Origin of the sequence: Cohnella hongkongensis (assembly GCF_042654645.1) — a bacterium.
Classification (GTDB): Bacteria; Bacillota; Bacilli; order Paenibacillales; family Paenibacillaceae; genus Cohnella; species Cohnella hongkongensis.
The window spans coordinates 58,702-84,634 of record NZ_JBHSEP010000002.1 but is presented as its reverse complement, the minus strand read 5'-3'; the positions used below and the strand labels follow the sequence as shown (position 1 = coordinate 84,634).

The window sequence follows — 25,933 nt, the reverse complement described above, 5'->3', positions numbered from 1 at the left end:
GAGATCGATTAGTGCTCTCGATCGTGGGCTACCTCGTCATCGGCGCCATCGCCGTTGCCTGTCTGCTGCCGTTTCTATTGATCATCAGCGGTTCTATTACCAGCGAAGAGGAGATCACCCGCGACGGATTCAGCTTCTTCCCGGAGAGCTACTCGCTCGAATCGTACCGGATCGCCTTAAAAGTGCCGGAACAAATAATCCGAGCGTACGCGGTAACGAGTTCTCTTACGGTCGTTGGAACCGTCATCGGGACATTCCTGTCCGCAATGGCAGCTTATGTATTGCAGAGGCAGGATTTCTCGTGGCGGAACGGGTTTTCTTTCTACATCTATTTCACTGTGCTGTTTAACGGCGGGTTGGTCCCGTGGTATATCCTGATGGTCAATTACCTTAACCTCAAGGACCACTATTTGGCGCTTCTGCTTCCGCCGCTGCTCAACGTGTTTTTCATCATCGTGATGAAAAGCTTCCTTCGAAGCATTCCCGATGCGATCACGGAATCGGCAAAAATCGACGGGGCCGGCGATTTTACGATCTTTCTTCGCCTCATCCTGCCCTTGTCCAAGCCGGCGCTAGCCACGATCGGATTGTTTACGGCGATGAATTACTGGAACGATTGGTACAACGCCATGCTGTTCGTCAACAATCAAGACCTGTACTCGCTGCAGTATTATTTATACCGAATGTTAGCCAATATCGACCAGATCAAAACGCTGATGGCGAAGTCGGGCATGGCTCTGCAAGTGTTGCCGTCCGAAGGTCTGAAGATGGCGCTCACCGTCATCGTTACCGGACCGGTCATGCTTTTATATCCATTCGTTCAACGGTTTTTTATCCAAGGCTTAACGGTAGGCGCGGTCAAAGGATAATGCCGGGAAACCGGTTTATCATAGGCAATCCAATCCGATTGAGGGGGAGTAAAACAAATGAAGCGTTCTTTTCGCAAATTCCATGCTTCGCTCATCATGCTGCTTGCCGTCATCCTGATGGCAGCCGGATGCGGGACCGGCAATTCAGGGGGCAAGGAGACGTCTTCCGCGTCACCGGCAGGGTCCGACGCGCCGTCCACGGCGACGGCTTCCGGGGCGAATTCGGCGCCGACCGCTTGGAACGGCATCGACATTTCGCAGGAAGTGAAATTGAAGATGGTGCTGTTAGGCGAAAAACCGGCGGATTTCGACCTCGTATACGAAGAGGTCAACAAATTGTGAAGCAGCGGGTCAATGCCACATTGCAGGTCAGCTTTATCAATTGGGGAGATATCGAACAGAAGTATCCTTTGATGTTCGCGGCCAACGAAGATTTCGATCTCGTGTTCACCTCATCCTGGGCCAAATACAATGAAACCGCTAACAAAAACGGTTTCTACGAACTGACGCCGGAGCTGCTCCAGAAGTATGCCCCCGTTACCTACGAGAGGCAGCCGAAGGTCGCTTGGGAACAAGCGAAGATCAACGGAAAAATCTACATGGTTCCCAACGACAACTTTGAAGTCGTGGATTACTTGTCCTTAATCCGCGGGGATTTGCGCGAAAAGTACAATATACCGCCTGTTCAAACGATCGACGACTTAGGAAATTACTTAAAAACGGTCGCGAAGAACGAAAAGGGGCTGAACGCCTATTCCGCCGCCGAATCTTTCGCGCTTGACAGCATCGCGCTTTATCAGGCGAATGAATGGTATGAAGTCACCACCGGATTGTTAGGACTGGCCTATAAAATGACGGATCCGAGCGGGACCATCTTTAGCGTCTACGATACGCCGGAAATGGAAGCGCATTTGAAACGGGTGAAAGATTGGGCGGACAGCGGGATTTGGTCGAGAAACGCCGTTGTCGCGCAAGAAGATCCGCTTACCGTATTCCAAAGCGGAAAATCGGCCATGATGGCCCACAATCTGGGTACGCTCAGCAATGCCGCCTCGCAAGTCATCAAAGACCATCCGGAATGGAAGCCGGAAATCATTGACGTTAATCCGGAAGCCAAGCGGTTCTTGAGGGACTATCTCGGCAACGGGATGGCGATTCATGCCACCTCGAAAAATCCGGAGCGCGCTTTGATGGTGATCGATCTGCTCCGTTACGACAAGGAAATTCACGATCTTACCAATCTCGGAATCGAAGGCAAGCATTGGGAGGCGGTCGGAGAAGATCAATTCAAGAGCCTGCCGGATTCCCAGAACTTCCTCCCGGGAAGCGCATGCCCGTGGGGCTGGAATTCGCTGACGGAACGCCAGAGCGCGGATACGCCTCCGATCAAGGAGGAAATTCTCGCCAAATGGAAAAGCGGGAACATCGTGGAGCATGAGCTGCAAATGTTCTTCTACGACCAGAATAAGATGAAGACGGAACTCGCGGCGATTGAAAATGTATTGAAGACTTATTATCTCCCGCTGCAATACGGCATGGTCGACCCGGTCAAAGGCTTGGCCACATTGAAACAAAAATTGAATGAAGCCGGTTTCGAGAAAGTGAAAGAAGATTTGCAGCGTCAATTGGATGAGTTCCGGCAAGCGAATCCGTAACGCGGCGGATCGCAAGATTAGCATCCAAGCCGCTGACGGCGGCTTGGATGCCATTCTTCGTCATGAGCGAGCGCCTGGCAAATGTTAATCCATGAGGAGGAAAACATGATGGGGATCAGGTTAAGCAAAAAAGGATTTTTACTGCTTCTCGTGTTCGTCATGGCCTTTTTATCGCTGATGCTCCATTTTTCGATGCGCCCCGTTCAAGCGGCCGGCCCTATGGTTACGGTTCAATACACGGAAAGCTCCGATATCATCGCCAATCCTGAGCGCGGTTTATACCGCCAGGGCGGACCCTGCAGCGAATATGCCTTTAATCAGGTCACCCTGCAAAACTATCGCATCAACGACAACATCACGCACGTTACCTGCATGTATTGGCTGAAAGACTTTACGAGCTCGCTGATTAGCCAGGCGGCGCTGGATTTCTTCCAGCAGCAAATGGATACGGTGCGCGATGCTGGTTTGAAGGTCATCGTCCGCTTCGGCTACAGCGAGGATACGTCCGGCACCGACGCCAGCATCAGCTGGATCAGCCAGCACTTGGATCAACTCGAACCGTATTTGATCGCGAACAAAGATATCATTGAACTGGTGCAAGCCGGATTTATCGGCGGTTGGGGCGAATGGGCCTACAGCAACCATTTTGGCGATACGAACAACCTGACCCAGCAAAATTGGAACGACCGCAAAACGGTGGCCGACATGGTGCTGCAGACGGTGCCGGCAGACCGGTTCGTGCAGTTGCGCCTTCCTAAGTATAAGAGAACGCTCTACAGCTCTTCCGCGCTTACGAGCGGCGAAGCTTACTCGGGAACGGCCAAGGCGCGGCTGGGCCATCATAACGATTGCTTCCTGGCGTCCGATGACGATTGGGGCACATGGATCGATCCGGCGGTTGAATATCCATATGTAGCCGCCGACACCGCCTATGTGCCGATGGGCGGAGAAACCTGCCATTTGGAGACGGACGAGAACGACAACCCGACGGACAGGTCGAGCTGTACGACTGCATTGAACGAATTGGCCCTGTTCCGCTATTCGTTCCTGAATGACAGTTATCATGGAGACGTCATCAACCGTTTTAAATCGGAAGGCTGCTATGAGGAGATTCAGAAGAAGCTGGGTTATCGACTCGTATTGCAAGAGGGGTCTTATTCCGCCAGCGCCGCCCCGGGCGGCGAGTTCACGGCGAATATCACGCTGGAGAATCAAGGGTGGGCGGCGCCGTTCAACGAACGGAACGCAGAGTTGGTCTTGCGCCATGCGACCGACGGCACGACGCATCGCATCCAGCTGGCCGCCGATCCGCGCTACTGGCTGGCGGGACAGACGGTCAACATTAACGAGACGGTGACGTTGCCTCCCGGCATGTCTCCGGGGGACTATGAAGTGCTGCTTAATCTGCCGGATTCATCGGCTTCCTTGTACAATCGTCCGGAATACGCCATCCGGATGGCCAACACGAACTTATGGGAGTCCAATACCGGGTTCAACAAACTGAACCATACCGTCAGCATATCGGGTTCGCCGTCCAACACTTCCTATAGGGAAGCGGAAAGCTTCGATGCCAAGTCCGGCAACGTGATCGCGCTGACGGACTCGACGGTAGGAGCAAGCGGCAACGGGTATGCAGGCTGGACGGCGGCGGGCGATTACCTGGTGTTTAACGGGATGGATTTGACGGGAAAAACCGCCGTTGAAGTCAGAACCGCATCGCCGCACAGCGACGCCCAGATCGAGTTCAGGCTGGGAAGCGCGACGGGAACCTTGTTAACGACCGTAGATGTTCCGAATACGGGCGGTTGGGCCGCGCCGAACGGTTGGGCCACAACTGCGAAGACTTTCACGGCGGTGTCGGGGACCTACGATGTCTACGCGGTATTTAAACGGGCAAGCGGAACCGAAGTGTCGGACTTGGACTGGATTCAATTTACGAACAGCGCCTCCCTCTTCCGAGAAGCGGAAAGCTTCGATGCCAAATCCGGCAACGTAATCGCGCTGACGGACTCGACGGTAGGAGCAAGCGGCAACGGGTACGCGGGCTGGACGGCGGCGGGCGATTACCTGGTGTTTAACGGGATGGATTTGACGGGAAAAACCGCCGTTGAAGTCAGAACGGCGTCGCCGCACAGCGACGCCCAGATCGAGTTCAGGCTGGGAAGCGCGACGGGAACCTTGTTAACGACCGTAGATGTTCCGAATACGGGCGGTTGGGCCGCGCCGAACGATTGGGCCACGACCGCGAAGACTTTCACGGCGGTGTCGGGGACCTACGATGTCTACGCGGTATTTAAACGGGCAAGCGGAACCGAAGTGTCGGACTTGGACTGGATCGAATTCAATTAGCGCAAACTTCAGAATCGGATCGGGAGCTTGCCCTCTAAACCGGGCAAGCTCCTTAAGCTGGGAGGAACGCCGGGGGCTGGACCGGATGCCGCTTGATGATCATCGACAAAGGAGGAATGGAAATGACCGAGCGGTTGAACATGTATATCAATGGAGAATGGGTGAAAGCCCGATCGGGGGAAACGAGGGAGATTTTCAACCCGGCGAACGGAAAAGCGATCGCGGTAGCTGCGGAAGGCGGCGCAGCCGATGCGAACGCGGCGGTGGCTGCGGCGAAGGCGGCATTCTACGAGGGAGGATGGTGGGGAACGCCTGCTGCGGAACGCGCGCGTCTGCTGTTCAAAGTCGCCGACCTGCTGGAAATCCGAAAAGACGACTTTGTGAAAATGGAAACCCTCAACAATGGCAAACCGCTGCGGGAAGCCGAATTTGACGTGAACGACGCGATCGCCTGCTTCCGTTACTACGCGGGAATCGCGACCAAACCGCACGGGCAGTCCTACGAGGTTTCCGATCCGGTGCAAGCGTTCGTGGTCCGCGAACCGATCGGGGTATGCGCCCAAATCATTCCCTGGAATTATCCTTTGCTGATGGCGGCATGGAAGCTGGCTCCGGCTCTCGCCGCGGGCAATGCCGTCGTGTTTAAGCCCGCCGAGCTGACGCCGCTGTCCGCCGTTCATCTGTTCCGCGCGTTCCATGACGCGGGCTTCCCGGCAGGGGCGGCCAATCTCGTGCTGGGTCCGGGAGCGACGGTCGGCCAGACGCTCGCGGCGCACGGAGACGTGGACAAAATCGCCTTCACCGGCGGAACGGCGACCGGCCGCCAAATCATGCAGGCAGCAGCAGGCAACCTGAAGAAAATCTCGCTCGAGCTCGGCGGAAAAAATCCGAACATCGTGTTCGCGGACGCCGATTTCGAAGCCGCCGTGGAATACGCGTTGTTCGGGATCTTCGCGAATTCCGGCCAGGTATGCGCTGCGGGCTCCCGCCTGCTGCTGGAAGAAACCATCTACGACAAGTTTATCAACCGCTTGGCGGAACGCACGAAATCCATCGTCGTCGGGGACGGCATGGCGGAAGGAACCGAGATGGGGCCGCTGATTTCGGAAGCCCATCTGAACAAGGTGCTGAACTACGTCGAGATCGGCAAAGCCGAAGGGGCGACTCTGCTTTGCGGCGGCGCCCGGTTGACCGGGGACAAATATGCAGGAGGGTACTTCATGGAACCGACGATTTTCACGGACGCGACTTCGGATATGCGGATCGTAAAGGAGGAAATTTTCGGGCCCGTTCTCGTCGTGCAGACGTTCAAGGATGAAGAGGAAGCGGTCCGGATGGCGAACGATACGATATACGGCCTGGCGGGCGCCGTGTTCACGACCGACGGGGCCAAGGCTCAGCGCGTCATCCGCAAGCTGAGGGCGGGGATCACTTGGATCAACACATATCATCCGACTTACAACGAAGCGCCGTGGGGCGGTTATAAGCAGAGCGGCATCGGGCGGGAGCTGGGCACGTTCGGCTTCGAGGAATACACCGAGGTTAAGCAGGTCAACACGAACCTCCAGGTGAGCCCGCTTGGCTGGTACGGTTCCTGACGAGGAGAATCCATGATGGACAAACAACGAAAATTCGCGAACGTATCCTCCGCCATGCCGGGGCCCAAAACCCGGGAACTTCTGGACAGAAGGCGGCAATACGTGGCCCAAGGCGTCGGCAACAATCATCCGTTGTTCGTCGAGAAAGCGGAGGGCGCGCTGGTTACGGACGTAGACGGCAACGTGTTTCTGGATTTCGCGGGGGCGATCGGAACGCTGAACGCCGGCCATTGCCCTCCCGAGGTCGTCGAAGCGGTCAAGAAGCAGCTGGATCGATATATCCATCCCTGTTTTCACGTCGGCATGTACGAACCTTACGTCGCGTTGGCGGAAAAGCTTGCGCAGATCACGCCGGGGAGCTTTCCCAAGAAAGCCATGTTCATGAATAGCGGAGCGGAGGCTGTAGAGAACGCAGTCAAAATCGCCCGCAAATACACGGGGAGGACGGGCATCGTCTCGTTCGCGCGCGGTTTCCACGGGAGAACTTTGCTCGGCATGTCTCTGACCAGCAAGGTGAAGCCCTATAAGTTTCAAATGGGGCCTTTCGCTCCGGCTACGTACAAAGCGCCATATCCGTATCCTTATCAGAGGCCGTCCGCGATGTCGGAAGAGCAGTATGCGGAGTTCTGCGTCGGGCAATTCAGGGATTTCCTGTTGACGGAGGCGGCGCCCGAGGAGATCGCGGCGGTTATCATGGAACCGGTGCAGGGAGAAGGCGGCTTCATCGTGCCGCCGAAATCGTTCGTCCAAGGGGTCTGGAGAATCTGCCGGGAGAACGGCATCCTTTTCATCGCGGACGAGGTCCAGACCGGGTTCGGAAGGACGGGCGCCATGTTCGCCAGCACCCTGTTCGACATCGAACCGGACCTGATCACGCTGTCGAAATCGCTTGCGGCCGGCTTGCCGATCAGTGCCGTAGTGGGCAGGGCGGACATCATGGATGCGCCGAATCCCGGCGAAATCGGGGGAACTTACGGCGGAAGTCCGCTTGGCTGCGCCGCCGCTCTGGCCGTGATCGGGAAGATGGAGAGGGAAGACTGGCCGGGTAGGGCCCAGCGAATCGGGAAGACGATCCGGGGTTATTTCGCGGAGCTGGCAAAGCGGTACCCGGCGATCGGGGAAGTGCGGGGCTTGGGCGCAATGTGCGCGATTGAATTGACCGATCCGCTAACGGGCGAACCGGGCAAGGAGCTTGCGGCGCAGGTCGTCCGCTCCAGTTACGCGAAAGGCGTGGTGCTGCTCAGCGCCGGGGTTCACAGTCATGTCATCCGTTTCTTGACTCCGCTCGTCATTACGGAGGAGCAGCTGCGGGAAGGGCTGGACATCATCGGCGAAGCGATCGCCGAGCATCAGGAGGAAGCCGTTCGCGGCTGAGGACAGAGAACGACGGAGGGGGGACTGACCGGCATGAAGAAGCAGAAGCTGTTCATAGGAGGAGAATGGGTCGCGGCGGAACGATACGCCACCCTCTATTCACCCTACTCCGGGGAAGCGATCGCCGAGGTTCCCTCGGCCACCGAGCGCGAGGTGAATTTGGCCATTGAAGCCGCGGCCGGGGCCAAGGCAACCATGAGGCGGATGCCTGCCCATCAAAGAGCGGCCATCCTGGAGGAGCTTGCGTTCAAGCTGATCGAACGAAGGGAAGAAGCGGCCAGGCTGATCGCGTCCGAGGCGGCCAAGCCGTACCGGACCGCGCTCGCGGAAGTCGACCGAACCGTGCAGACTTACAAATTTGCGGCTGAAGAAGCGAAGCGGATTCACGGCGAAACCGTTCCGGTGGACGCGGCGCCCGGCGGGGACAACCGTTTGGCGTATACCGTGCGCGAACCGGTCGGCGTAGTCGGCGCGATCACGCCGTTCAATTTTCCGATGAACCTGGTCGCCCATAAAGTCGGACCGGCAATCGCGGCGGGCAACCCCGTCGTGCTGAAGCCCGCTAACCAGACGCCGCTCTCGGCTTATTTCATCGGGGAGCTGCTGGCTGAATCGGGGCTGCCCGCCGGCGCCTTGAACATCGTGACCGGAAGCGGGAAGACGATCGGCGATTGGATCGTGACCGACCCCCGGATCGCCAAGATTACGTTCACCGGAAGCCCGGAAGTCGGCATCTCGATCCGCGCCAAGGCAGGTCTGAAACGCGTGACTCTGGAGCTTGGTTCGAATTCGGCCGTTATCGTAGACCGGGACTCCCGGATCGATACGATGATCTCAAGGTGCGTCACCGGCGCATTCGCTTTCCAGGGCCAAGTGTGCATCTCGCTCCAGAGGATTTACGTGGTCGGGGAGAAGTTCGAGGAATTTACCCGCAAGTTCGTCGAAGAAACCGGAAAATTGAGGCTTGGCGATCCGCTCGATCCCGGCACGGACATCTCCGCGATGATCACGGTCAAAGACGTGCAGCGCTCGCTCGACTGGATTGAGGAAGCCAAGCGGCACGGAGGAGTCGTCGCCGCGGGCGGCAAGGCCGAAGGCGGCGTGCTGCAGCCGACGGTTCTGCTGAATGTCGGACCGCGGGCGCAAATATCCTGCAAGGAAGCATTTGCCCCAATCGTCCTGATCCATCGGGTGGATTCGGTAGACGAAGCGATCGATTTCGTGAACGATTCCGATTTCGGCCTTCAGGCCGGCATCTATACCGACAACTTGCGAACCGCGCTCGACGCCGCGGACCGGCTTCATGTCGGGGGCGTCATGATCAACGATATCCCGACTTTCCGGGTCGACAACATGCCGTACGGCGGAGTCAAGCATAGCGGAATAGGCAGGGAAGGCGTGAAGTACGCAATCGAGGAAATGACGGAATTGAAGCTTGTCGTCATTAACCGCAACGAATACAACCGATGAAGGATGGATGCCCATGAACGGCAAGCAGGTCAACCGAGATCGCCTGCGGCGATTGCTATCGGAGGAGCTCGAAAGGTTCGAGCGGGACCACCCGAAATCCAGGACGCTGTTCGAACGCGCGAAAGCCAGCATGATCGACGGCGTTCCGATGAATTGGATGGTCAAGTGGGCCGGAAGCTTTCCCGTCTTCGCGACGGAAGGCTCCGGCGCGTATATTCATGATGTCGACGGACACCGTTACATCGACTTTTGCTTGGGGGACACGGGGTCCATGACGGGACACGCTCCCGAAGGGGCGATGCCCGCCATTGTGGACCGGGTGAGGCGCGGGGTTACCTTCATGCTGCCAACCGAGGATGCGGTCTGGGTCGGGGAAGAGCTGTCCCGGAGATTCGGCCTGCCTTACTGGCAGGTTGCCGTCTCGGCCACCGACGCGAACCGTTTCGCGCTGCGTTTGGCCCGCCATATCACCAAGAGGAAATACGTGCTTGTCTTCAATTATTGCTATCATGGGACGGTGGACGAGTCGTTCGCCACATTGAAGGACGGGCGGACGGTTTCCCGTTACGGGAATATCGGTCCCCAAACCGACCCGGCCGGCACGACCAAGGTCGTCGAATTCAACGATATCGCCGCACTGGAAGAAGCGCTCGCTCCCGGCGACGTGGCCTGCGTGCTCGCGGAACCCGTCATGACCAACATCGGCATCATTCATCCCGAGCCGGGATATTTGGACGCATTGCGCGAAATCACCCGCCGGACCGGCACGCTGCTGATTTACGACGAAACGCATACGATGTCCGCCGGTCCCGGAGGATACACCGGCGCCCATGGTTTGAAGCCTGACATGCTGACAGTCGGCAAAGCGATCGGCAGCGGCATCCCGACGGCCGTTTACGGATTCAGCGAAGAAGTGGCGCGGCGCATCCGCGGCTCGATCGACAAAGAAGGCGCCGATGTCGGCGGAATCGGCGGCACGCTCGCCGGCAATGCCCTGTCGATGGCAGCCATGCGGGCAACGCTCGAGCATGTTCTGACCCGGGAGTCGTTCGATCGGAATATCGCCCTGGCTGCCCGATTTGCCGAAGGAGTCGAATCGGTCATCCGGGAGTACGGTCTGCCGTGGATCGTGAAGAGTCTCGGTTGCCGGACGGAATACTGGTTCCGCGACACGCCGCCGAAGAACGGAGGGGAAGCCGCCGCCGCCGTCGATTACGAGCTGGACCGGTATATGCACCTGGCAGCCCTGAACCGCGGCATTCTCATGACGCCGTTCCATAACATGGCGCTGATCTCTTTCAAGACGGCTCCGGAAGATATCGACTATCACACGACAATATTCCGCGAGTCCGTGGCGGCGCTGTTCGAATGAATCGGCGATCCAGCAGCGATACGCGTGACAGACGCTACCCGTTCGCCGCCGTTTACAAACCCTCGGATGTCCGGGCCATGGCACGATAGCACAATCTGATGCGTCGGACGGGGATTCAGTTGAATCGGCGTTGCTTGCAGCAGCGTCAACGTTCCGGAAGTTTTGCGGTAAAGCTTAACCCGGTTCTCGTTTCAATTCAATTGAATGAAAATAGAAGTGAACCCCGTCCACGTATCTGCCGAGCAGATCGATCGTCCGTTCTCACCCTGACCAGACTCGTGAAATCGGCATTGTCGTACAGCTCTTCCTTCAGTCCCGACTCCCGGTTCGCCTATACGAATTCGCCGTCTGTCTCGGAATTCGCCATATCGTCGTACAACCGCGCCCCCGTTATCCTCCGTACCGTTCCAGTTCCACCGCTTGCCGCCCGCCGTATAGTAACCGTTCCGTTTCCCGGTGTCGTCGACAATTACAATTTTGCTTGGGTATTCGTTATCCAGCAGAAGCAAATATTCCTGGACTTTTTCCTCCGTTATCGCCCGAAGCAGAGCCGGATCCGAAAAATCGAAGAAATCGGACACCCCTTCCAGGGAGGAAAAGATGCGCTCGGTCTTGGCGTTCACCAGGTATACCGCGCGAATAAAAGGCTCGACCGCCAAAATGTCGAAAAAGAAGACTTTTTCTCTATCGATGTCATCTGTTGGCCAACGGCGTTTCGTTCAGGAACCTTGCGAAAGTTCGACGAACAGCGGTGAAGTCGATCCTACAAAAGTCTTCCTACTATAGTATTGAATAGGAAGTCGTTTGTAGGTATAATGTTCGTGAGTTCGACAAGGACATAACGATAAGGGCAAACCCGCTCGAAAGACGGGGACGCAAAGCTTCAGGCCTAAAGGATAAATCCCAAGGCAGCTGAGCCGCCGAAAATGACCGGATCTCTCTAGCAGCCAGTATGTCAACAGCATGATTAAGTAGACCGTTCCTGATTTCGGAACGGTCTTTTTTTGGGTAAAAGACGGCGCGAGCCGTTTAGGCTTGGTGATTCAGAAAGGGTAAAATTCGCTATCCTTATCTGAATCACCTCGGACAAAAACGCGATTTTGCGTCTAGAGGAGGCCGACGGCGTTATGGCTTGGATTACAGGGCGGTGTCGACGATGACCAGATCGTACTGCACTCTCAGATCGATCTCGTAAGGGGAAGCGACATAACTGCCGTCTTTCTCGCGGATGATTTTGACGACGGGACGTTGGACGAGGGAGGCGTCGACCGAGGTGATGACAGCCGTCTGCCCGCTGTTAAGAGTAACGCGGCTTCCGATCGGATAGATGGAGATGTGCTTGATAAACAGCTTGACGAGCGACAGATCGAACATCCGATCGCCGGAGCCGAGCAGAAACTCGACTGCGTCCCGTCGCGTATAGGAGCTTCGGTGGTGCCGCCGGGAGACGAGGGCGTCGTAGGTGTCGGCCAGGGCGATGATCTGGGCGAACTCGTGAATCTGGGAACGGCCGAGTCCCGACGGATAACCGGAGCCGTCGTATCGTTCATGATGCTGAAGGGCGCAGATCGCGGCTGCACCGGGCAAGTCGGATCGATGGACAAGCATCTGATAGCCTTCGACCGTGTGGCGTTCGATGAGCCTGCGATCGTAGTCTGTCAAAGCTCCTTTCTTGGTCAGCAATTCGTCGGGAAGACGGATCATGCCGATGTCGAACAGAAGAGCCGAGACGATCAGATCGTGAAGGGGCTCGATCGAGTATTGCTTGGCGGCACCGATAATCGCCGATAAGGTCGCGACGTTCAGCGTATGCTCGAACAGCAGGGGATCCTTCAGATGAAGCTGGGCCAGCTGCTCTTTAATGAAGCGATGATCGGATATTTCCGCCAGCAGGCTCCGGTACATGTAGAGGAAGCGGTCTCCGAGCATCGGTACGGATAATTGCTGGCGGATCAACGGCTCTCGGATCAGCTCCTCGAGCGCTTCGTCGACCGCTTTGCCGGAGGCGGACGCGCTTCTCTTGCGCGCCGACTTGTCCGCGGAGGCTGCCGGGGGACTGTGCTCGATTGGCTGAGGTCGGCGCGGGGTGTCATCTTCGACATAGATGTCCGTAATGCCGAGCGTTCGCAATCTTTCGATATACTTGTCGGTGAGCTGCGTTCCGGCGCCCAGCATAACCATTCCATTCTTGTTCAACACCGGCTTAGCCAGCGTTTGTCCCGGACGGAGAGTGTAGGTGGCTGTTGGTTTCATAGTTCTCATCCTGCCTTCAGTCGCGTTACTCAACGATAACGCCGTATTTTTTCTACTTTAATTTCCGGAATGGAGAGAAACAGCTCGACGCAGGCTTTGTCAAAATGAGTTCCGCTTTGCCTTCTAAGCTCGTCCGATGCTTCCGCAACCGTCTTGACCCGGTTGTAGGGGCGGGGCTGAATCATGGCGTCGAAAGAATCGAAGACGGCGCACATGCGGGCCCATTGCGGAATGAGCTCGCCGCGAAGTTTGTCCGGATACCCCGTTCCGTCCCAGCGTTCGTGATGAGAGCGTACGGTTGCAATCATTCGAGGGTCCTGCCAGCCCAGCTGACGAATCAGCCGCACTCCGAGAAGGGGATGCTCCCGTATCCGCGCCTGTTCCGCGTCGTCGAGAGCAATGGGTTTGGCGAGCAGAGAGTGAGGGATGAGCAGTTTTCCGATATCGTGAAAGCTGCAGGCAATCGTGAACATCCGTCTATCGTCCTCGGGCATCCCTAGCTCCCTGGCCGCCGCTTGCGCCAACATTCCTACCCGTACACTGTGCGAGAAAGTGATAGGATCCTTCCGCAGCCCGGTGGCTTTCAGCTCCGAACGGATCGAGTTCGGCACCTGCGAAGCCCTCCTTCCTTAAATACATTCATCGTGCAGAGCCGCTTGAACAAGCGAGGTCGAACAATAGTGATTGTTCGAAGTTGATTAAGTAGAAAGGAGTCGACAAATTCATGAACGCGGAACGCAAGCCTCTGGACGAAGCGGTCGGCATGGACGAGGAACGGATGATCCACAGCTTCCTCGCCGGGTACCACCGCCCGAATACGATTCGCAATTACGAACGGGCGCTTCGCCTTTTTCGCTCGTTCATCGGGACAACCCCATTGAGCGAAGCGACTTGGCATGACATGGAGCGATACAAGACGGCCCTTCTGCGCGGGACGTTCACGAGCAAGCCGCTTACCGCTTCGACGATCGCCAGCTTGATCGCTCCGCTGCGCTCTTTTTACAGATGGGGAAGCAACGCCAATATCGCCTTGTTCGCGCATAATCCCGCCTCGTCCATCCGACTGCCTAAAGTTCAGGTAACTAGCGGTCATCATTTTCTGACTCAACGAGAGCTTGTCAGGCTGCTCACCCACTTGAGCTCCAAAAACGTCAGGGAGTGGATGATGGTTCTTTATATGGTCATACTGGGACTGAGGGTTTCGGAGCTGGTACAGATGAAATGGAGCGATTTTGTGTCCGATCCGCTGGAAAGCGGCGCATGGCTGACGGTCGCGAATGGCAAGGGGGGCAAGACCAGACAGGTGAAAATGCCGGAGGCGCTATGGAAGCTGCATAACGATCCGTCCGTCCAGCGCAGTCTGCAAGGGGATTCGTATGTGGACCGCCACAGCCGGATTTTTCCGATTACGATTCGTCAGGTGGAACGCATCGTCAGCCGGGCGAGCAAGGAATGCGGAATCGCCAAACCGGTAACCCCTCATTGGCTCCGTCATACGAACGCCACTATGGCGCTCCTGAACGGCGCGTCGCTCCAGCAAGTGCAGCAGACGCTGGGCCACGTACAGATCAACACGACGCAGCGTTACCTGCATACGGTCGAGCTGATGAAGAAAACGGCGCCCGATTTCGTAGCCGAAAGCATGCATAATGTGCTGAAAAATGTATTGTTATGAAGAGTTTGGTCGTTTATAATGAGTAACAAAGCAGGGATAATTAAACAGAAAATGTCGAACAATCACTATTGTTCGACATGATTATCATACCCTATTCGCCGTTATACATACATGGATTGATCCGGGCAAGCCCGGATTTTGCAACCGCCTCCGTAGGTTATCTTACGGGGCGTTTTTTTTCGCAGTGGAAGGATTTACAAGCAAAAAGAGGTGTGATATGTTCGCTATATTAAAACATAGGTTTTGAACAATGAAACCAAATGGGAATGACATGGTTGCGAAACGGAATCGAGGGGTGGGCGGAATGGCTCTCACAATTGCCGTTGCAGGGATTTTCCATGAAACGAACACGTTCGCTCCGGGAAAGACGGGCGAGGCGGATTTCCAGGGTGAGCGGGTTGTCGGGGAGGAAGCGTTCCGTCTTCGTTACGAAGGGACGCGAACCTCGATGGGCGGCGTCGTCGACGCCGCTCGGGCGCACGGAGCGCGGCTTGCGCCGGGCCTGTATGCGGCGGCTACGCCGAGCGGAATGATCGAACAAACGGCTGCGGAATCGCTGATCGAGGAAGTGGCGGCATCTGTCGACCCGGATGCGGACGGATTGGTGCTCATCATGCACGGAGCGATGGTTTCCGAGCGCAGCGAAGACCTCGAGGGCGCATGTCTGGCCCGGCTGAGGGCCCGGCTCGGCCGCGAATTTCCGATCGCGATGACGATCGATCTTCACGGCAACGTCAGCCGGGAGATGGTTCGGCTTGCGGATATTCTCGTCGGCTACGACACATATCCGCATGTCGATATGTACGAACGGGCCGTAGAGGCGTTCGGGCTTCTCGTCCGGCTCGTGAGCGGCGAGATCGCTCCCGTTCGCGCCTATGCGCATACGGGCATGCTCGTCGTTCCGCAGGCGATGAGGACCGATGAAGGCGGCATGAAGAAATTGATGAGCAAGGCGCTTGAGATGGAGAACGCTCCCGGTGTTCTGAACGTGACGGTGGCCGGAGGGTTTCCGTACAGCGACGTTCCGGACGCGGGAATGGCCTTCGTCGTCACGACGGACGGAAATCCCGGTCTGGCCGAGCGGTGTGCGGCGGAACTGGCTGCGTCTGCCGTCCGTTTAAGACGCGAATTCGGCCTGGGCGCGCTGCCTCCGCAGGAAGCGGTCGAGACCGCCCTGGCCGAGCGGGAGGGGCCGGTTATTCTGGCGGAGGGCTCGGACAATGTAGGCGGCGGAGCGCCCGGAGACGCCACCTATCTGCTGTCTCGGCTGACGAATGTCCCGCGAACGGCGCTCATCGTGATCCGCGACGAGAGGGCGGTCGCCCGGGCCTGCGAGCTGGGGGTGGGCGCCGAGTTCCGGGGCCCGGTCGGCGGAGCGAGCGGGGAGCTCCACGGGAAGCCTGTGGCGGTGAGAGGGACGGTGCGCCTTCTGTTCAACGGCCGGTACCGCCACATCGGCCCTTACATGACCGGCCATCAGGCGGATATGGGCCGTACTGCCGTTCTGGAATGCGGCAGGCTGACGATCGTGCTGACGGAGCGGCGGGTCGCGCCTTGGGATCCGGGGCATATTGCCAGCGTCGGTCTGAATCCGGAGCATTATCATATCCTCGTCGTCAAATCGGCGATCGCCTGGCAGACCGCTTTCGGACCGCTGGCCAAGCGGGTCGTCCATGTAGATTCGCCCGGGTGCTGCAGCGCGAATCTCGGACATTTCGAGTATCGCAGCGCCGCCGCCATCCCGGCGGGGGCGTTGACGGCAGAAGAATGGGGAGGAACGGTACATGTCTATTAGAACGGACCGGTCCAGGCAGCTGCTCGCCGAGTCGAAGCGGCATTTGGCCGGCGGCGTCGCGTCGACGCTGAGGGCCGCGATGAAGCCGACGCCTCTGTTCGCCGTATCGGGCAGCGGTCCTTACGTGAGGGATGTGGACGGCAACGAGTACATCGATTATTTGCTCGCATACGGCCCGCTCGTTCTCGGTCATGCTCACCCGTCGCTGGCGGCGGCGGTGGGCGAGGCGCTTCGGCGCGGCGTCGCGTTTGGGCTGCAGCACACCGGGGAGATCGAGCTGGCGAGGCTGATCAACGAGCTTCTGCCTTGCTCCGAGCGGGTGGCGTTAAGCGGCTCCGGCACGGAGGCGGTCATGCTGGCGCTGCGCCTGGCGCGCGCGTATACAGGCAGGTCGAAGATCGTCCGCTTTCACGGCCACTATCACGGGTGGTCGGACGCGATCTTCACTTCTTTTCCAAGCCCGGATATGAAGCAGGCGGCGACAGTCCGGGCGGAGAATGTGACGCCGGGGACGGGAGGCCAGTCCGAGCTCGGCCTGCAGGACATCGTGCTGCTGCCGTGGAACGACTCCGGCGCGCTGGAACGGACGCTGCGCGAGCAGAAGGACGCGATCGCCGCGGTCATCTCCGAACCGATCATGTGCAACAACGGCTGCATTCCGCCAAAGCCGGGTTACTTGGAGAAGCTTCGCGAGCTGACCCGGGAGCTGGGCATCGTCATGATTCTGGACGAGGTCATTACCGGCTTCAGGCTGGGTCTCGGCGGAGCGCACGGCAAGCTTGGAGTGATGCCCGATCTGGTCACGATCGGCAAGGCGCTGGGCGGTGGCGCAGCGATCAGCGGCGTGGCGGGGAAGGCCGAGATGATGGCGCTCATCGAGAGCGGAGAGGTCGCCCATCTGGGAACGCTGAACGGCAACACGGCGGCGACTTCGGCGGCGCTTGCGACGCTGCGCGAGCTGATCAAGGACGGAGGCAGCGCCTTCGTCCGGATGGAGCGGACGGCCGACCGGCTCGTCGAAGGCATCCGTTCGCTTCTCGCGAAGCATCGTATTCCCGGGCTGGTCAACCAAGCCGGGCCGGTCTTCCATATGATGTTTATCAGGGAGGAGAAGGTGGAGGATTTCGACGCGTTTAACAAAAGGGATGCGGCCAAATACGCCCGGTTCGCGGAAGCGATGCTGGCGGAAGGGGTATTGATTCGGCCCAGCGGATTATGGTATGTGTCGGCCGTGCACGGAGAAGACGAGACGCGGGCGACGCTGGCCGCCATCGACCGAGTATTGGCCGGACTGCATGGATAGGGAGTCATGGCTTCACAGGGGTCATATATAGGAGACAGGGGTCGTATATGAGGAGGCAATCGTCTTGAACCAGAACATCACGGATAAAACGGAACGCTACACGATCCAGTCGATCGACAAGGCGCTCGATCTGATCGAGCTGCTTGCCGAGCACGGCACGCTCAGTCTGATCGAGCTGACGGAGCTGCTGGAGCAGCCGAAGTCGTCGACGTACCGGATCGTGCTGACGCTGGAGAACCGCGGGTTCATCAGCCGCAGCGACGAGGACGGCAAATATTGCCTCGGCTACAAGCAGTTGATGCTGACGCGCAACCTGCTGGAGCGCAGTTCGCTGCGCTCGGCAGCGCTGCCGGAGATGAAGAAGCTGTCCGAGCGTTACGGCGATACGGTGAATCTCGGCGTGCTGCTCGACGGCCAGGTGCTGTATGTGGAAATTATCGAGAGCACGCATCCGCTGCGGATGACCGATTCGATCGGCTCGCGGTCGCCCTTCCACGCGACGGCGATCGGCAAGGCGATCGCGGCCAAGCTTCCCGCCGACGAGGCTCACAGACTGGTCGGCAGATACGGACTCAACCCGCTCACCCCGAATACGATCCGGGCGCCGGAGCGCTTCGCGGAAGAACTGCAGCGAATCCGCGATCAGGGTTACGCGCTGGACGACGAGGAGATCGTCGAAGGCGCGCGCTGCGTCGCCGCCGCGGTGCTGGACCCGGAGGGCAGGCCGGTCGGCGCGATCAGCCTGTCCGGGGCCATGCATCGCTTCAAGGCCGAGCGGCTCCCGGAAATTTCCGCGCAAGTTCGCGAGGCGGCCATGCACGTTTCGCGCAAGCTCGGCTACGCCCCTCAGTAGCCGAGCGTATCGCCCAAGCACAACCACCGGACCACTATCCGAACGAACGACGCATCACTTAATGTCCAAGCACAATCACGCCCCGTTAGCCGAACGAACCGCGCATTGCGTAACGCCCCATGCACAACCGCACGCTCTATGGGCCGATCAAGCCGCGAATCGCGCAAGCTCGGTCACAATTCAATAGCCGATCGTATTCAGCAGCCCGCCCAAGTCGGCGAGCGGTACGGCCAGCCCGACGGTTCGGCCTGCGCCGTCCTCCCCGGCCAGCTCCGTCGTCGCGTAGACGACGGCGATCGCGTTGCCTTCCCCGTTGATGACCGGGCTTCCGCTGTTGCCCTTGAACACCGGCGCGTCGATCGCCAGCGCGGGCTTGTCCCGGCCCTGAATCGGCAACAGGTTCTGTACGGTGCCTTCCTGGACGATTTGCGTGAAATAGAGCGGGTTGCCAATGATATAGACATGCTCTCCCGGTTTCCACTCGCGCTCGACAGAGATCGAGGGCAGCTCGTATTCGCCCGCATCCACCTTCAGCACCGCAATGTCCAACTCGGGATCGGAGCCGGCGAGCTCGGCCTCGAACGCCCGATCATTTCCCGGGAATTTAACCGCGGTATACGCTCCCCCTTCGATCACGTGATGATTGGTCACGATGTAGCCGCCATCCACGTGAAAGCCGGTTCCCTTTCCTTTATCCGTGCTGACGAGCACAACCGCCTCTTTATAGCTTTGCACGTTTTCGCGGGTCGACAGCTCTTTCGATTTGAACAGGAAGGGGAGCGTCGCGCTGTTGTAGATTTGCGGCCAGAACGCCAGCACGTTGCCGATCAGGGCGAGCACGAGCAGGGAGACGACGACGTTTCTGATTTTCCTGCGCCGGGCGGCCGCCGCCTGCTGCGCTTCCGCGGATTCCTCCTCATCCTCCTCCCATTCCCAATCTTCCGTCTCGGGATCGTCATAAGGTTTTTTATCCATGAGCTTCCCCTCCTCGTTTTCTCCGCTCTTGTCCAGTTATTGTAACATACGGCGTCGTAGGAAAAAGCGGCAGCCATGCCGAATAAACATAACAACATTAATTTGAAGCGCTTACATCTCAATGAGAGTGGGGTGCCTATGCGGAAAACCTGGTTTGTCCGGCTGCTGCTGTCTTACATGCCGATTTTTCTGATCGTCGTGACGTTCTCGTTCTTCGTGTTTTTTCAATTGCTCAGCGAACAGAACCGCAAGCAGGCGGCCCAGGCGAACAATCAGCTTTCGATCCAGGCGATGCGCTCGATCGACGCGGCGCTGAAGGCGATCGACAGCGCGATCATGCTGGAGATCATTTACAACAAGCAGTTAACCGGCTTTTTCGACGGGGGGGCGGACAGCAACGCGTATTTGAACATCAGCGCGGTCGATCAGATGAAAGGAATTATTTTGTCGTATCCGATCATCGATTCGATCTATCTGTACCGCTTCGAGGACGAGTTCGTGCTGAGCACGTCGACGAGCGACAAGCTGGACGGCTACGCGGATCGTCCGTTCATCATCCGGCATCGGGGCACGTTGGCGAAGAAATGGACGGGGCCGCGGGAATTCAAGGAGTTTTCCCTTCTCGACGGCAAGCCGGTCGTCAGCTTGGTCAGAGGCGTGCCGTTCATCGCCAGCGACAAGGGGATGATCGTCGTCAACGTATCGACGAGCGCGCTGCGCAGCATGGTGGCGAGCCTGTACGATCCGGAATCGAGCTTCATTCGCATTCGCGACGCCGAGGGCAATCGTCTGTTCCCCGACCTGGAGCCGGAAGCGAAGACGGCCAAAGTGTTCGCCGACCACGTATCGAGCTATACGGACTGGTCGTACGAGAGCGGGCTGATCAACGGGAGGCTCGTGCAGCTGGTCTCGTCCCTGTATAACGTCTGGTTTGTCGTCGGGCTGCTGATGATCGCGCTGAGCTTTATTTGGCTCGTCTACGTGACGAGGCGCAACTCCAGGCCGCTGGAGCAGATCGCTTCGCGAGTCCGCGGCTATGCGGCCTCGGTATCCGGCGGTTCCTCGAGGGAGGGCCGAGGCGACGAGTTTACATTTATCGAGACGGCCTTGGAAAATATCATCGAGCAGTCCAACCAGTATCGGCGCAAGCACAACGAAGACCGTCATTTGCACACGAGCAACCTGTTCCACAGGCTCATCGAAGGCCATCCCGAGCTGACGCTCGACGTCTGGCGGGGCGAAGCCGACCGTCTGCAGCTTCCGGCGCCGTCCGGTGAGCAGCTCGTGTTCGTCGTGGAGATGGACGACTATGCGGAGTTTTGCCGCAAATATTCGCACCGGGACCAGAACCTGCTGAAGTTCTCCTTGCGCAGCATGATCCAGGAGATGGCTTCCAAGCATGATTGCGAGCTGTGGACGGAATGGACGTCGGCGATTCAGCTCAGCGTGATGGCGTTCCTGAAGCAAGGGGATGACGAGGAGCGGCGGCGGGCGATGCTCGACTTCCTCGACCATGTCCGAAGCTGGACGGAGCAGCATCTCAAGTTCACGGTGACGATCGGCATCGGCGCGCCGGCCAGGCAGCTCTCCGACATCCCTCCATCGTTCAAGAGCGCGCTCGAAGCGTTGAAGTACAAAATTTCATTGGGCCAGAACCGGCTCATCGATTACGGACAGACGGCCGCCCAAGGCCAGGTTGAGGTGTTTGCGCATCTGAACGCGATCCGTTCCATCGCGCAATCGTACCGGATGCTGGAGGGCGATTGGAAGGGGCGGTTCGACGCGTGGTTCGACGAGATGAAGCAAGGGATGCTGACGAAGGACGAGATCGTTAATCTGATGAACTACTTCCTCTACTATATGAGGCGAGAGATGGCGACGACGCCGCGGGAGTTCCAGGACATCTGGGAGACGGACGGCCTGCCCGGGCTTAACGAAATCGTCGGCGCCTGTCATTCGCTGGAGCGAATGAAGGAGGAAGGCGGGCGCATTCTGACCGGGCTGGCCGTCAAGCTTCAGGAGGAGCAGGACAAGCGTCAGCATGCCGCGATCATTCGGGAGATGCGCAAGTATATCGAGAAGCATTATCACGATCCGAACCTGTCGCTCGAATATTTGGGAGAGAAGTTCGGCATCGGTCCGAAATACGTCAGCAAGCTGTTCAAGGAACAGTCCGGCGGCAAATTCGTCGATTTCCTCATCGACGTCCGCATGGGACACGCCCGCCGCTTGCTGGAGGAGACGACCCTCTCGGTTCAGGAGATCGCCGACCGGGTCGGCTACTTGAACGCGATTTCGTTCAGCCGCGTCTTCCGCCGGATTGCCGGCTGTTCGCCGAGCGAATACCGCGAGGACTTCGCCAGACGGAGGGCGGAGTGAAAATCGTATGTCGGTGGAAAACGGTTTGGCGGACCAGCCTTCATACTGGGCAGCCCGGGCGACGGCCCGGGCTGCCTTTTGCATGCACGATTCAGAAAGGACTAAATCCGCTTCCTTATCTGAACCGTCTCCGACAAACCGCCTTCACCGTCCCGGGGACGCCGAAGGCTTTTTGGCTTGCGGCGCGGCGAAAATCGTTCGGCCCTCGATTATTGTTGCTTGCCGCTCTCGCCGGCAGCCGCCTAGAATGGCACTAAGCAACCGCCGACTCGACAGGGGAAGGAGCAACGTGCATGACCAGCCTAACGGAGCAATCGATCGCAGCCTCCCGGCTTCCGGGGAGAGGAAGACCCGCCCGCAAATCCGCATACAAAAAAATCAGGCGTCACTGGCAGCTGTACGCGGTCATCGCGCTGCCGATGATTTATTTGATCACGTTCAAGTACGTTCCGATGGCCGGCATTTTGATCGCCTTTAAGGATTACAACGTCGTTCAAGGCATCTGGGGCAGTCCTTGGGCGGGATTCAAATACTTCAACCAGTTTTTCGAATCCCCCAACTTCTGGCTGTACATCAACAATACGCTCGGGATCAGCCTGTACGGTCTGGCCGTCGGGTTCCCGGCGCCGATTCTGCTCGCTCTGGCGCTGAACGAGGTGCGCAACGGCCTGTTCAAGAAAAGCGTGCAGCTCGTCACCTACGCGCCGTACTTCATCTCGACCGTCATCATGGTGTCGATCCTCATCCTGACGCTGTCCCCGAACGTGGGCATCGTCAGCAAGCTTTTTCAATGGATGGGCGTCGAAAACACGAACTTCATGGGCATGCCGGGCCTGTTCAAGTCGATCTACGTCTGGTCCGACGTGTGGCAGTATACGGGCTACGGGGCGATTATCTACATCGCGGCGCTGGCGGGCGTCAATCCCGAGCTCTACGAATCGGCCAAGGTCGACGGCGCGTCGCGGATTCAGAAAATCGTCAACATCGACATCCCGAGCCTCATTCCCGTAACGACGATTCTGCTCATTCTGAACCTCGGCAACGTCATGAAGCTCGGCTTCGAGAAGGTGTACCTTATGCAGAACCCGCTGAACCTGCAGACGTCCGAAGTCATCTCGACCTACGTGTACAAGGTGGGGCTGCTCAGCTCCAGCTTCAGCTTCTCGACGGCGATCGGCTTTTTCAATTCGGTCATCAATCTGATCCTGCTCGTATCCGTCAACTATTTGGCAAGAAGGCTATCGAGCACCAGTCTATGGTAACGGGGAGGGAGAACGGTGTTCAGATCATCCCGGATTCGCGAATCGCAGGGCGACCGTTTGTTCGTGTTCGGAATTTATGCGCTGCTGACGCTTGTGCTGCTCGTTATTTTGCTGCCGCTCCTGTACATCGTCAGCTCTTCCTTCAGCTCGCCCCAGGCCGTCGTCTCCGGAAAGGTGTGGCTGTTCCCGGTCGAGTTCACGCTGGACGGCTATACGGCCGTGTTCCGCAATCCGCAGATCGGCACAGGGTATATGAACTCGCTGATCTATGCGGTCGCCGGCACGTCGATCAACGTCGCCATGACGGTCATGCTGGCTTACCCGCTGGCTCGAAAAACGTTCTACGGACGAAATGTCATCATGGTGCTGCTGATCATCACGATGATTTTCGAGGGCGGGCTCATTCCGTACTACTTGCTCGTCAAAAATCTGCATCTGCTCGATACGAGATGGGCGATGCTATTGCCGGGGGCGCTGGCGGTGTTTCAGGTCATCGTGGCCCGAACCTTCTTCCAGACGACGATTCCGGACGAGCTGGCGGAAGCGGCCGAGCTGGACGGGTGCAACGATATCCGCTTCATTCTCCGCATCGTCCTGCCGCTGTCGAAGCCGATTCTCGCCGTCATGTCGCTGATGTACGCCGTCGGACACTGGAACGCCTACTTCGATGCGCTCATTTTTCTCCGCTCGGCCGACTTGTTTCCGCTGCAAATCGTCCTGCGCAACATCCTCATTCTGAATACGATCGATCCGTCGATGGTGTCGAACGTGGACATTTTGCTGGCGCAGCAGGGGCTGAAGGATTTGCTGAAATATTCGCTGATCGTCGTGGCCAGCCTGCCCGTATTGATCATCTACCCGTTCGTGCAAAAATATTTCGTCAAAGGCGTCATGATCGGTTCGCTCAAAGGCTGACGGACCCGGCGCCGCAAAGGAGGTGAGGCCGGAACAGAGGGCTGCGGCTTGTTGGCGTCGCAAGTGCGTTAGAGCACGACCATTAAGTAGAGGTAGAGGAGGAGTCATCCGCATGAACGGAGTCCATCGTCGAATCGCTTACGTAACGGCATTCCTGCTTTTTTGCACGTTTATTCTAGGCGCATGCAGCAGCAAGTCGGGCAATCCCTCCGCGCCGGCCGGCAGTTCGAGCCCATCTCCGCAAGCGAGCGCGTCCGAGCCGTCGGCCCAAGACGAGCTGTTCACGCCGGTCGGGACGTATCCGATCGTGACCAAGCCGATGACGCTAAAGATGTTCGCGCCGCAGTATGCCAGCATTGAGAATATGGACACGAACACGTATACGAAGTATGTCGAAGAGAAAACGAACATCAACATCGAGTGGGATCTGGTGCCGGACAACGCGCTGAACGACCGGAAGCAGCTCATGCTGGCGAGCGGCGACTATCCGGAGGTCATTCTGCACGGCAACCTGACGAAAGACGAGCAGATGAAATACGGCAAGCAGGGCGTATTCCTGCCCTTGAACGATCTGATCGAGCAGTACGCCCCGAACATCAAGAAGGCGATCGAGGACCTGCCGTACCTGAAAGGCTCGATCACCGCGCCGGACGGCAACATCTACGCGCTGCCGCAGATCAACGAATGCTACCACTGCAACTACGCGATGAAGCTGTGGATCAACAAGGCGTGGCTGGATCAGCTCGGACTGCAGATGCCGACGACGACGGACGAATTTTACGAAGTGCTTAAGGCGTTTAAGGAGCGCGACCCGAACAACAACGGCAAGAAGGACGAAATTCCGCTCACCGGCTCCGACGAGATGTGGGCCGGCAACATCGCGGCGTTTCTGATGAACGCGTTCATCACCGACGACTACGTGGACAAGGACAGCGGCAGCTTCCTCTTCGTGCGGGACGGCAAGGTCGACCTGGCCGCCAACAAGGAGGAATGGAAGCAAGGGCTTCAGTACCTCAACAAGCTGTACAAGGAAGGGCTGATCGATCCCGCCGCCTTCACGCAGAACGCCGACGCGATTCAGCAGGTCGGCAACCGCGAGCCGGACAACATTTTGGGCGCGATCACGACCGCCCTGATCAGCTACGCCATATCGCCGGACGACAAGCATCCGCGGCATAAGGACTACGTCACGCTGCCGCCGCTGAAAGGGCCGAACGGCCTGCAGCAGTCGCTTAACTTCGCGGGCGTCAGCCGGTCGCAGTTCGCGCTGACGAACAAGGCGACGCAGGAGCAGCAGATTGCCGCCATTCGGCTGGTCGACTTCCTGTTCACCGAGGAGGCGATCGTCCTGCAGGAGCACGGGCCGGAAGGCAATAGCTGGCGCAAGGCGGAGGAAGGCGAGCTGGGCATGGACGGCAAGCAGGCGAAGTACGCCTTTATTCCGAAGGCTGCCGAGAAGACGACGCACAACGACGGCTGGGAGCAGATCGGTCCGTCGCTGCGCACGTACCCGTACCGGGATTCGTGGATGGCCCCCCAGGATCCGCTCGCCGAGGGCGCATACGAGGTCAGGCTGAAGCGGGAGTCGGAGAAATACGAGCCGTACGCCACCGACGAGCTGTATCCGAGCAGCGTGTTCATCGCGCTGGAGGATACGGAGATCGCCGCACAGCTCAGGACGACGATTCGCGACTACATCAAGAGCAACATGGCCCAGTTCATTACGGGCAGCAAGGACATCGACAAAGATTGGGACGCTTATGTCAAAGGGTTCGACGGCTTGCAGATCGAGAAGTATATCGAAATCCATCAGAACGCGATTGCCGTTCGCTAGGA

The 25,933-nt window shown here is 58.2% G+C and carries 20 protein-coding genes and 1 riboswitch; of the genes, 17 read left to right on the top strand and 3 right to left on the bottom strand.

Annotation, left to right across the window (positions count from 1 at the left end; translation table 11 throughout):
* Positions 1 to 11 precede the first annotated feature (11 nt).
* From ACFO3S_RS03725 to ACFO3S_RS03685, 9 genes are all read left to right on the top strand, one after another.
* On the top strand, positions 12 to 869 hold the full coding sequence (locus tag ACFO3S_RS03725) for a carbohydrate ABC transporter permease (RefSeq protein WP_378092409.1): 858 nt from the start codon (positions 12 to 14) through the stop codon (positions 867 to 869).
* A 57-nt stretch (positions 870 to 926) separates the two neighbouring features.
* Entirely contained in the window at positions 927 to 1,211 is a 285-nt protein-coding gene (locus tag ACFO3S_RS03720) for a hypothetical protein (RefSeq protein ID WP_378092407.1), read from the top strand.
* Positions 1,208 to 2,524, top strand: coding sequence for an ABC transporter substrate-binding protein (locus ACFO3S_RS03715; protein ID WP_378092404.1), 1,317 nt, complete (start codon positions 1,208 to 1,210; stop codon positions 2,522 to 2,524). The genes ACFO3S_RS03720 and ACFO3S_RS03715 overlap by 4 nt, the downstream gene beginning before the upstream one ends.
* A gap of 108 nt (positions 2,525 to 2,632) precedes the next feature.
* Positions 2,633 to 4,873, top strand: a complete 2,241-nt coding sequence (locus ACFO3S_RS03710; protein WP_378092401.1) for a DUF4832 domain-containing protein — start codon at positions 2,633 to 2,635, stop codon at positions 4,871 to 4,873.
* A gap of 122 nt (positions 4,874 to 4,995) precedes the next feature.
* Positions 4,996 to 6,471, top strand: coding sequence for an aldehyde dehydrogenase family protein (locus tag ACFO3S_RS03705; RefSeq protein WP_378092399.1), 1,476 nt, complete (start codon positions 4,996 to 4,998; stop codon positions 6,469 to 6,471).
* A 15-nt stretch (positions 6,472 to 6,486) separates the two neighbouring features.
* The gene (gene gabT, locus ACFO3S_RS03700) at positions 6,487 to 7,845 is read left to right on the top strand and encodes a 4-aminobutyrate--2-oxoglutarate transaminase (protein WP_378092397.1); all 1,359 of its coding nucleotides are present in this window, start codon (positions 6,487 to 6,489) and stop codon (positions 7,843 to 7,845) included.
* 33 nt (positions 7,846 to 7,878) lie between these two features.
* Entirely contained in the window at positions 7,879 to 9,315 is a 1,437-nt protein-coding gene (locus ACFO3S_RS03695; RefSeq protein WP_378092395.1) for an aldehyde dehydrogenase family protein, read from the top strand.
* A gap of 13 nt (positions 9,316 to 9,328) precedes the next feature.
* Entirely contained in the window at positions 9,329 to 10,687 is a 1,359-nt protein-coding gene (locus ACFO3S_RS03690) for an aspartate aminotransferase family protein (RefSeq protein ID WP_378092393.1), read from the top strand.
* A 119-nt stretch (positions 10,688 to 10,806) separates the two neighbouring features.
* Entirely contained in the window at positions 10,807 to 11,442 is a 636-nt protein-coding gene (locus ACFO3S_RS03685) for a hypothetical protein (RefSeq protein ID WP_378092391.1), read from the top strand.
* A gap of 84 nt (positions 11,443 to 11,526) precedes the next feature.
* Positions 11,527 to 11,612, top strand: a riboswitch (cyclic di-GMP riboswitch).
* 212 nt (positions 11,613 to 11,824) lie between these two features.
* On the opposite strand, the gene ACFO3S_RS03680 is transcribed toward ACFO3S_RS03685, so the two are convergent.
* Positions 11,825 to 12,940 carry an HD-GYP domain-containing protein gene (locus tag ACFO3S_RS03680; protein WP_378092388.1) on the bottom strand — a complete coding sequence of 372 codons (1,116 nt, stop codon included), beginning with the start codon at positions 12,938 to 12,940 and terminating at the stop codon, positions 11,825 to 11,827.
* Between the two features lie 29 nt (positions 12,941 to 12,969).
* Positions 12,970 to 13,551: an HD-GYP domain-containing protein gene (locus tag ACFO3S_RS03675; protein WP_378092385.1), complete on the bottom strand. Its 582-nt coding sequence runs from the start codon at positions 13,549 to 13,551 to the stop codon at positions 12,970 to 12,972.
* Positions 13,552 to 13,664: 113 nt separating this feature from the next.
* Here ACFO3S_RS03675 and ACFO3S_RS03670 point away from each other — a divergent pair, with 113 nt between their 5' ends.
* The 4 genes from ACFO3S_RS03670 to ACFO3S_RS03655 all read left to right on the top strand — a co-directional run bounded on the left by ACFO3S_RS03670 (position 13,665) and on the right by ACFO3S_RS03655 (position 18,566).
* Positions 13,665 to 14,615 (top strand): tyrosine-type recombinase/integrase, encoded by a 951-nt coding sequence (locus tag ACFO3S_RS03670; RefSeq protein WP_378092382.1) that lies wholly within the window; start codon positions 13,665 to 13,667, stop codon positions 14,613 to 14,615.
* 304 nt (positions 14,616 to 14,919) lie between these two features.
* Positions 14,920 to 16,410 carry a M81 family metallopeptidase gene (locus tag ACFO3S_RS03665; RefSeq protein ID WP_378092378.1) on the top strand — a complete coding sequence of 497 codons (1,491 nt, stop codon included), beginning with the start codon at positions 14,920 to 14,922 and terminating at the stop codon, positions 16,408 to 16,410.
* Positions 16,400 to 17,713 carry an aspartate aminotransferase family protein gene (locus ACFO3S_RS03660; RefSeq protein ID WP_378092376.1) on the top strand — a complete coding sequence of 438 codons (1,314 nt, stop codon included), beginning with the start codon at positions 16,400 to 16,402 and terminating at the stop codon, positions 17,711 to 17,713. The genes ACFO3S_RS03665 and ACFO3S_RS03660 overlap by 11 nt, the downstream gene beginning before the upstream one ends.
* Before the next feature lie 64 nt (positions 17,714 to 17,777).
* Positions 17,778 to 18,566 carry an IclR family transcriptional regulator gene (locus tag ACFO3S_RS03655; protein ID WP_378092373.1) on the top strand — a complete coding sequence of 263 codons (789 nt, stop codon included), beginning with the start codon at positions 17,778 to 17,780 and terminating at the stop codon, positions 18,564 to 18,566.
* 180 nt (positions 18,567 to 18,746) lie between these two features.
* Here ACFO3S_RS03655 and ACFO3S_RS03650 read toward each other — a convergent pair whose 3' ends face one another.
* Positions 18,747 to 19,541, bottom strand: a complete 795-nt coding sequence (locus ACFO3S_RS03650) for a S1C family serine protease (RefSeq protein WP_378092370.1) — start codon at positions 19,539 to 19,541, stop codon at positions 18,747 to 18,749.
* A gap of 138 nt (positions 19,542 to 19,679) precedes the next feature.
* On the opposite strand from ACFO3S_RS03650, the gene ACFO3S_RS03645 reads away from it, so the two are divergent.
* The 4 genes from ACFO3S_RS03645 (at position 19,680) to ACFO3S_RS03630 (ending at position 25,931) form a co-directional block, all read left to right on the top strand.
* Positions 19,680 to 21,920, top strand: coding sequence for a helix-turn-helix domain-containing protein (locus ACFO3S_RS03645; protein ID WP_378092367.1), 2,241 nt, complete (start codon positions 19,680 to 19,682; stop codon positions 21,918 to 21,920).
* A 293-nt stretch (positions 21,921 to 22,213) separates the two neighbouring features.
* Entirely contained in the window at positions 22,214 to 23,182 is a 969-nt protein-coding gene (locus ACFO3S_RS03640) for an ABC transporter permease (RefSeq protein ID WP_378092363.1), read from the top strand.
* Between the two features lie 15 nt (positions 23,183 to 23,197).
* On the top strand, positions 23,198 to 24,097 hold the full coding sequence (locus ACFO3S_RS03635) for a carbohydrate ABC transporter permease (protein ID WP_378092360.1): 900 nt from the start codon (positions 23,198 to 23,200) through the stop codon (positions 24,095 to 24,097).
* Between the two features lie 112 nt (positions 24,098 to 24,209).
* A complete protein-coding gene (locus ACFO3S_RS03630) occupies positions 24,210 to 25,931 on the top strand; it encodes an ABC transporter substrate-binding protein (protein WP_378092357.1) in 1,722 nt (573 codons plus the stop codon).
* The last annotated feature ends 2 nt before the right edge of the window (positions 25,932 to 25,933 follow it).

What these genes read in the sequence shown, in the direction of transcription:
- ACFO3S_RS03720 (WP_378092407.1), top strand. Translation starts at nt 927, where the DNA reads ATGAAGCGTTCTTTTCGCAAATTCCATGCTTCGCTCATCATGCTGCTT.
- ACFO3S_RS03710 (WP_378092401.1), top strand. Translation starts at nt 2,633, where the DNA reads ATGGGGATCAGGTTAAGCAAAAAAGGATTTTTACTGCTTCTCGTGTTC.
- ACFO3S_RS03705 (WP_378092399.1), top strand. Translation starts at nt 4,996, where the DNA reads ATGACCGAGCGGTTGAACATGTATATCAATGGAGAATGGGTGAAAGCC.
- gabT (WP_378092397.1), top strand. Translation starts at nt 6,487, where the DNA reads ATGGACAAACAACGAAAATTCGCGAACGTATCCTCCGCCATGCCGGGG.
- ACFO3S_RS03695 (WP_378092395.1), top strand. Translation starts at nt 7,879, where the DNA reads ATGAAGAAGCAGAAGCTGTTCATAGGAGGAGAATGGGTCGCGGCGGAA.
- ACFO3S_RS03690 (WP_378092393.1), top strand. Translation starts at nt 9,329, where the DNA reads ATGAACGGCAAGCAGGTCAACCGAGATCGCCTGCGGCGATTGCTATCG.
- ACFO3S_RS03680 (WP_378092388.1), bottom strand. Translation starts at nt 12,940, where the DNA reads ATGAAACCAACAGCCACCTACACTCTCCGTCCGGGACAAACGCTGGCT.
- ACFO3S_RS03670 (WP_378092382.1), top strand. Translation starts at nt 13,665, where the DNA reads ATGAACGCGGAACGCAAGCCTCTGGACGAAGCGGTCGGCATGGACGAG.
- ACFO3S_RS03665 (WP_378092378.1), top strand. Translation starts at nt 14,920, where the DNA reads ATGGCTCTCACAATTGCCGTTGCAGGGATTTTCCATGAAACGAACACG.
- ACFO3S_RS03660 (WP_378092376.1), top strand. Translation starts at nt 16,400, where the DNA reads ATGTCTATTAGAACGGACCGGTCCAGGCAGCTGCTCGCCGAGTCGAAG.
- ACFO3S_RS03650 (WP_378092370.1), bottom strand. Translation starts at nt 19,541, where the DNA reads ATGGATAAAAAACCTTATGACGATCCCGAGACGGAAGATTGGGAATGG.
- ACFO3S_RS03645 (WP_378092367.1), top strand. Translation starts at nt 19,680, where the DNA reads ATGCGGAAAACCTGGTTTGTCCGGCTGCTGCTGTCTTACATGCCGATT.
- ACFO3S_RS03640 (WP_378092363.1), top strand. Translation starts at nt 22,214, where the DNA reads ATGACCAGCCTAACGGAGCAATCGATCGCAGCCTCCCGGCTTCCGGGG.
- ACFO3S_RS03630 (WP_378092357.1), top strand. Translation starts at nt 24,210, where the DNA reads ATGAACGGAGTCCATCGTCGAATCGCTTACGTAACGGCATTCCTGCTT.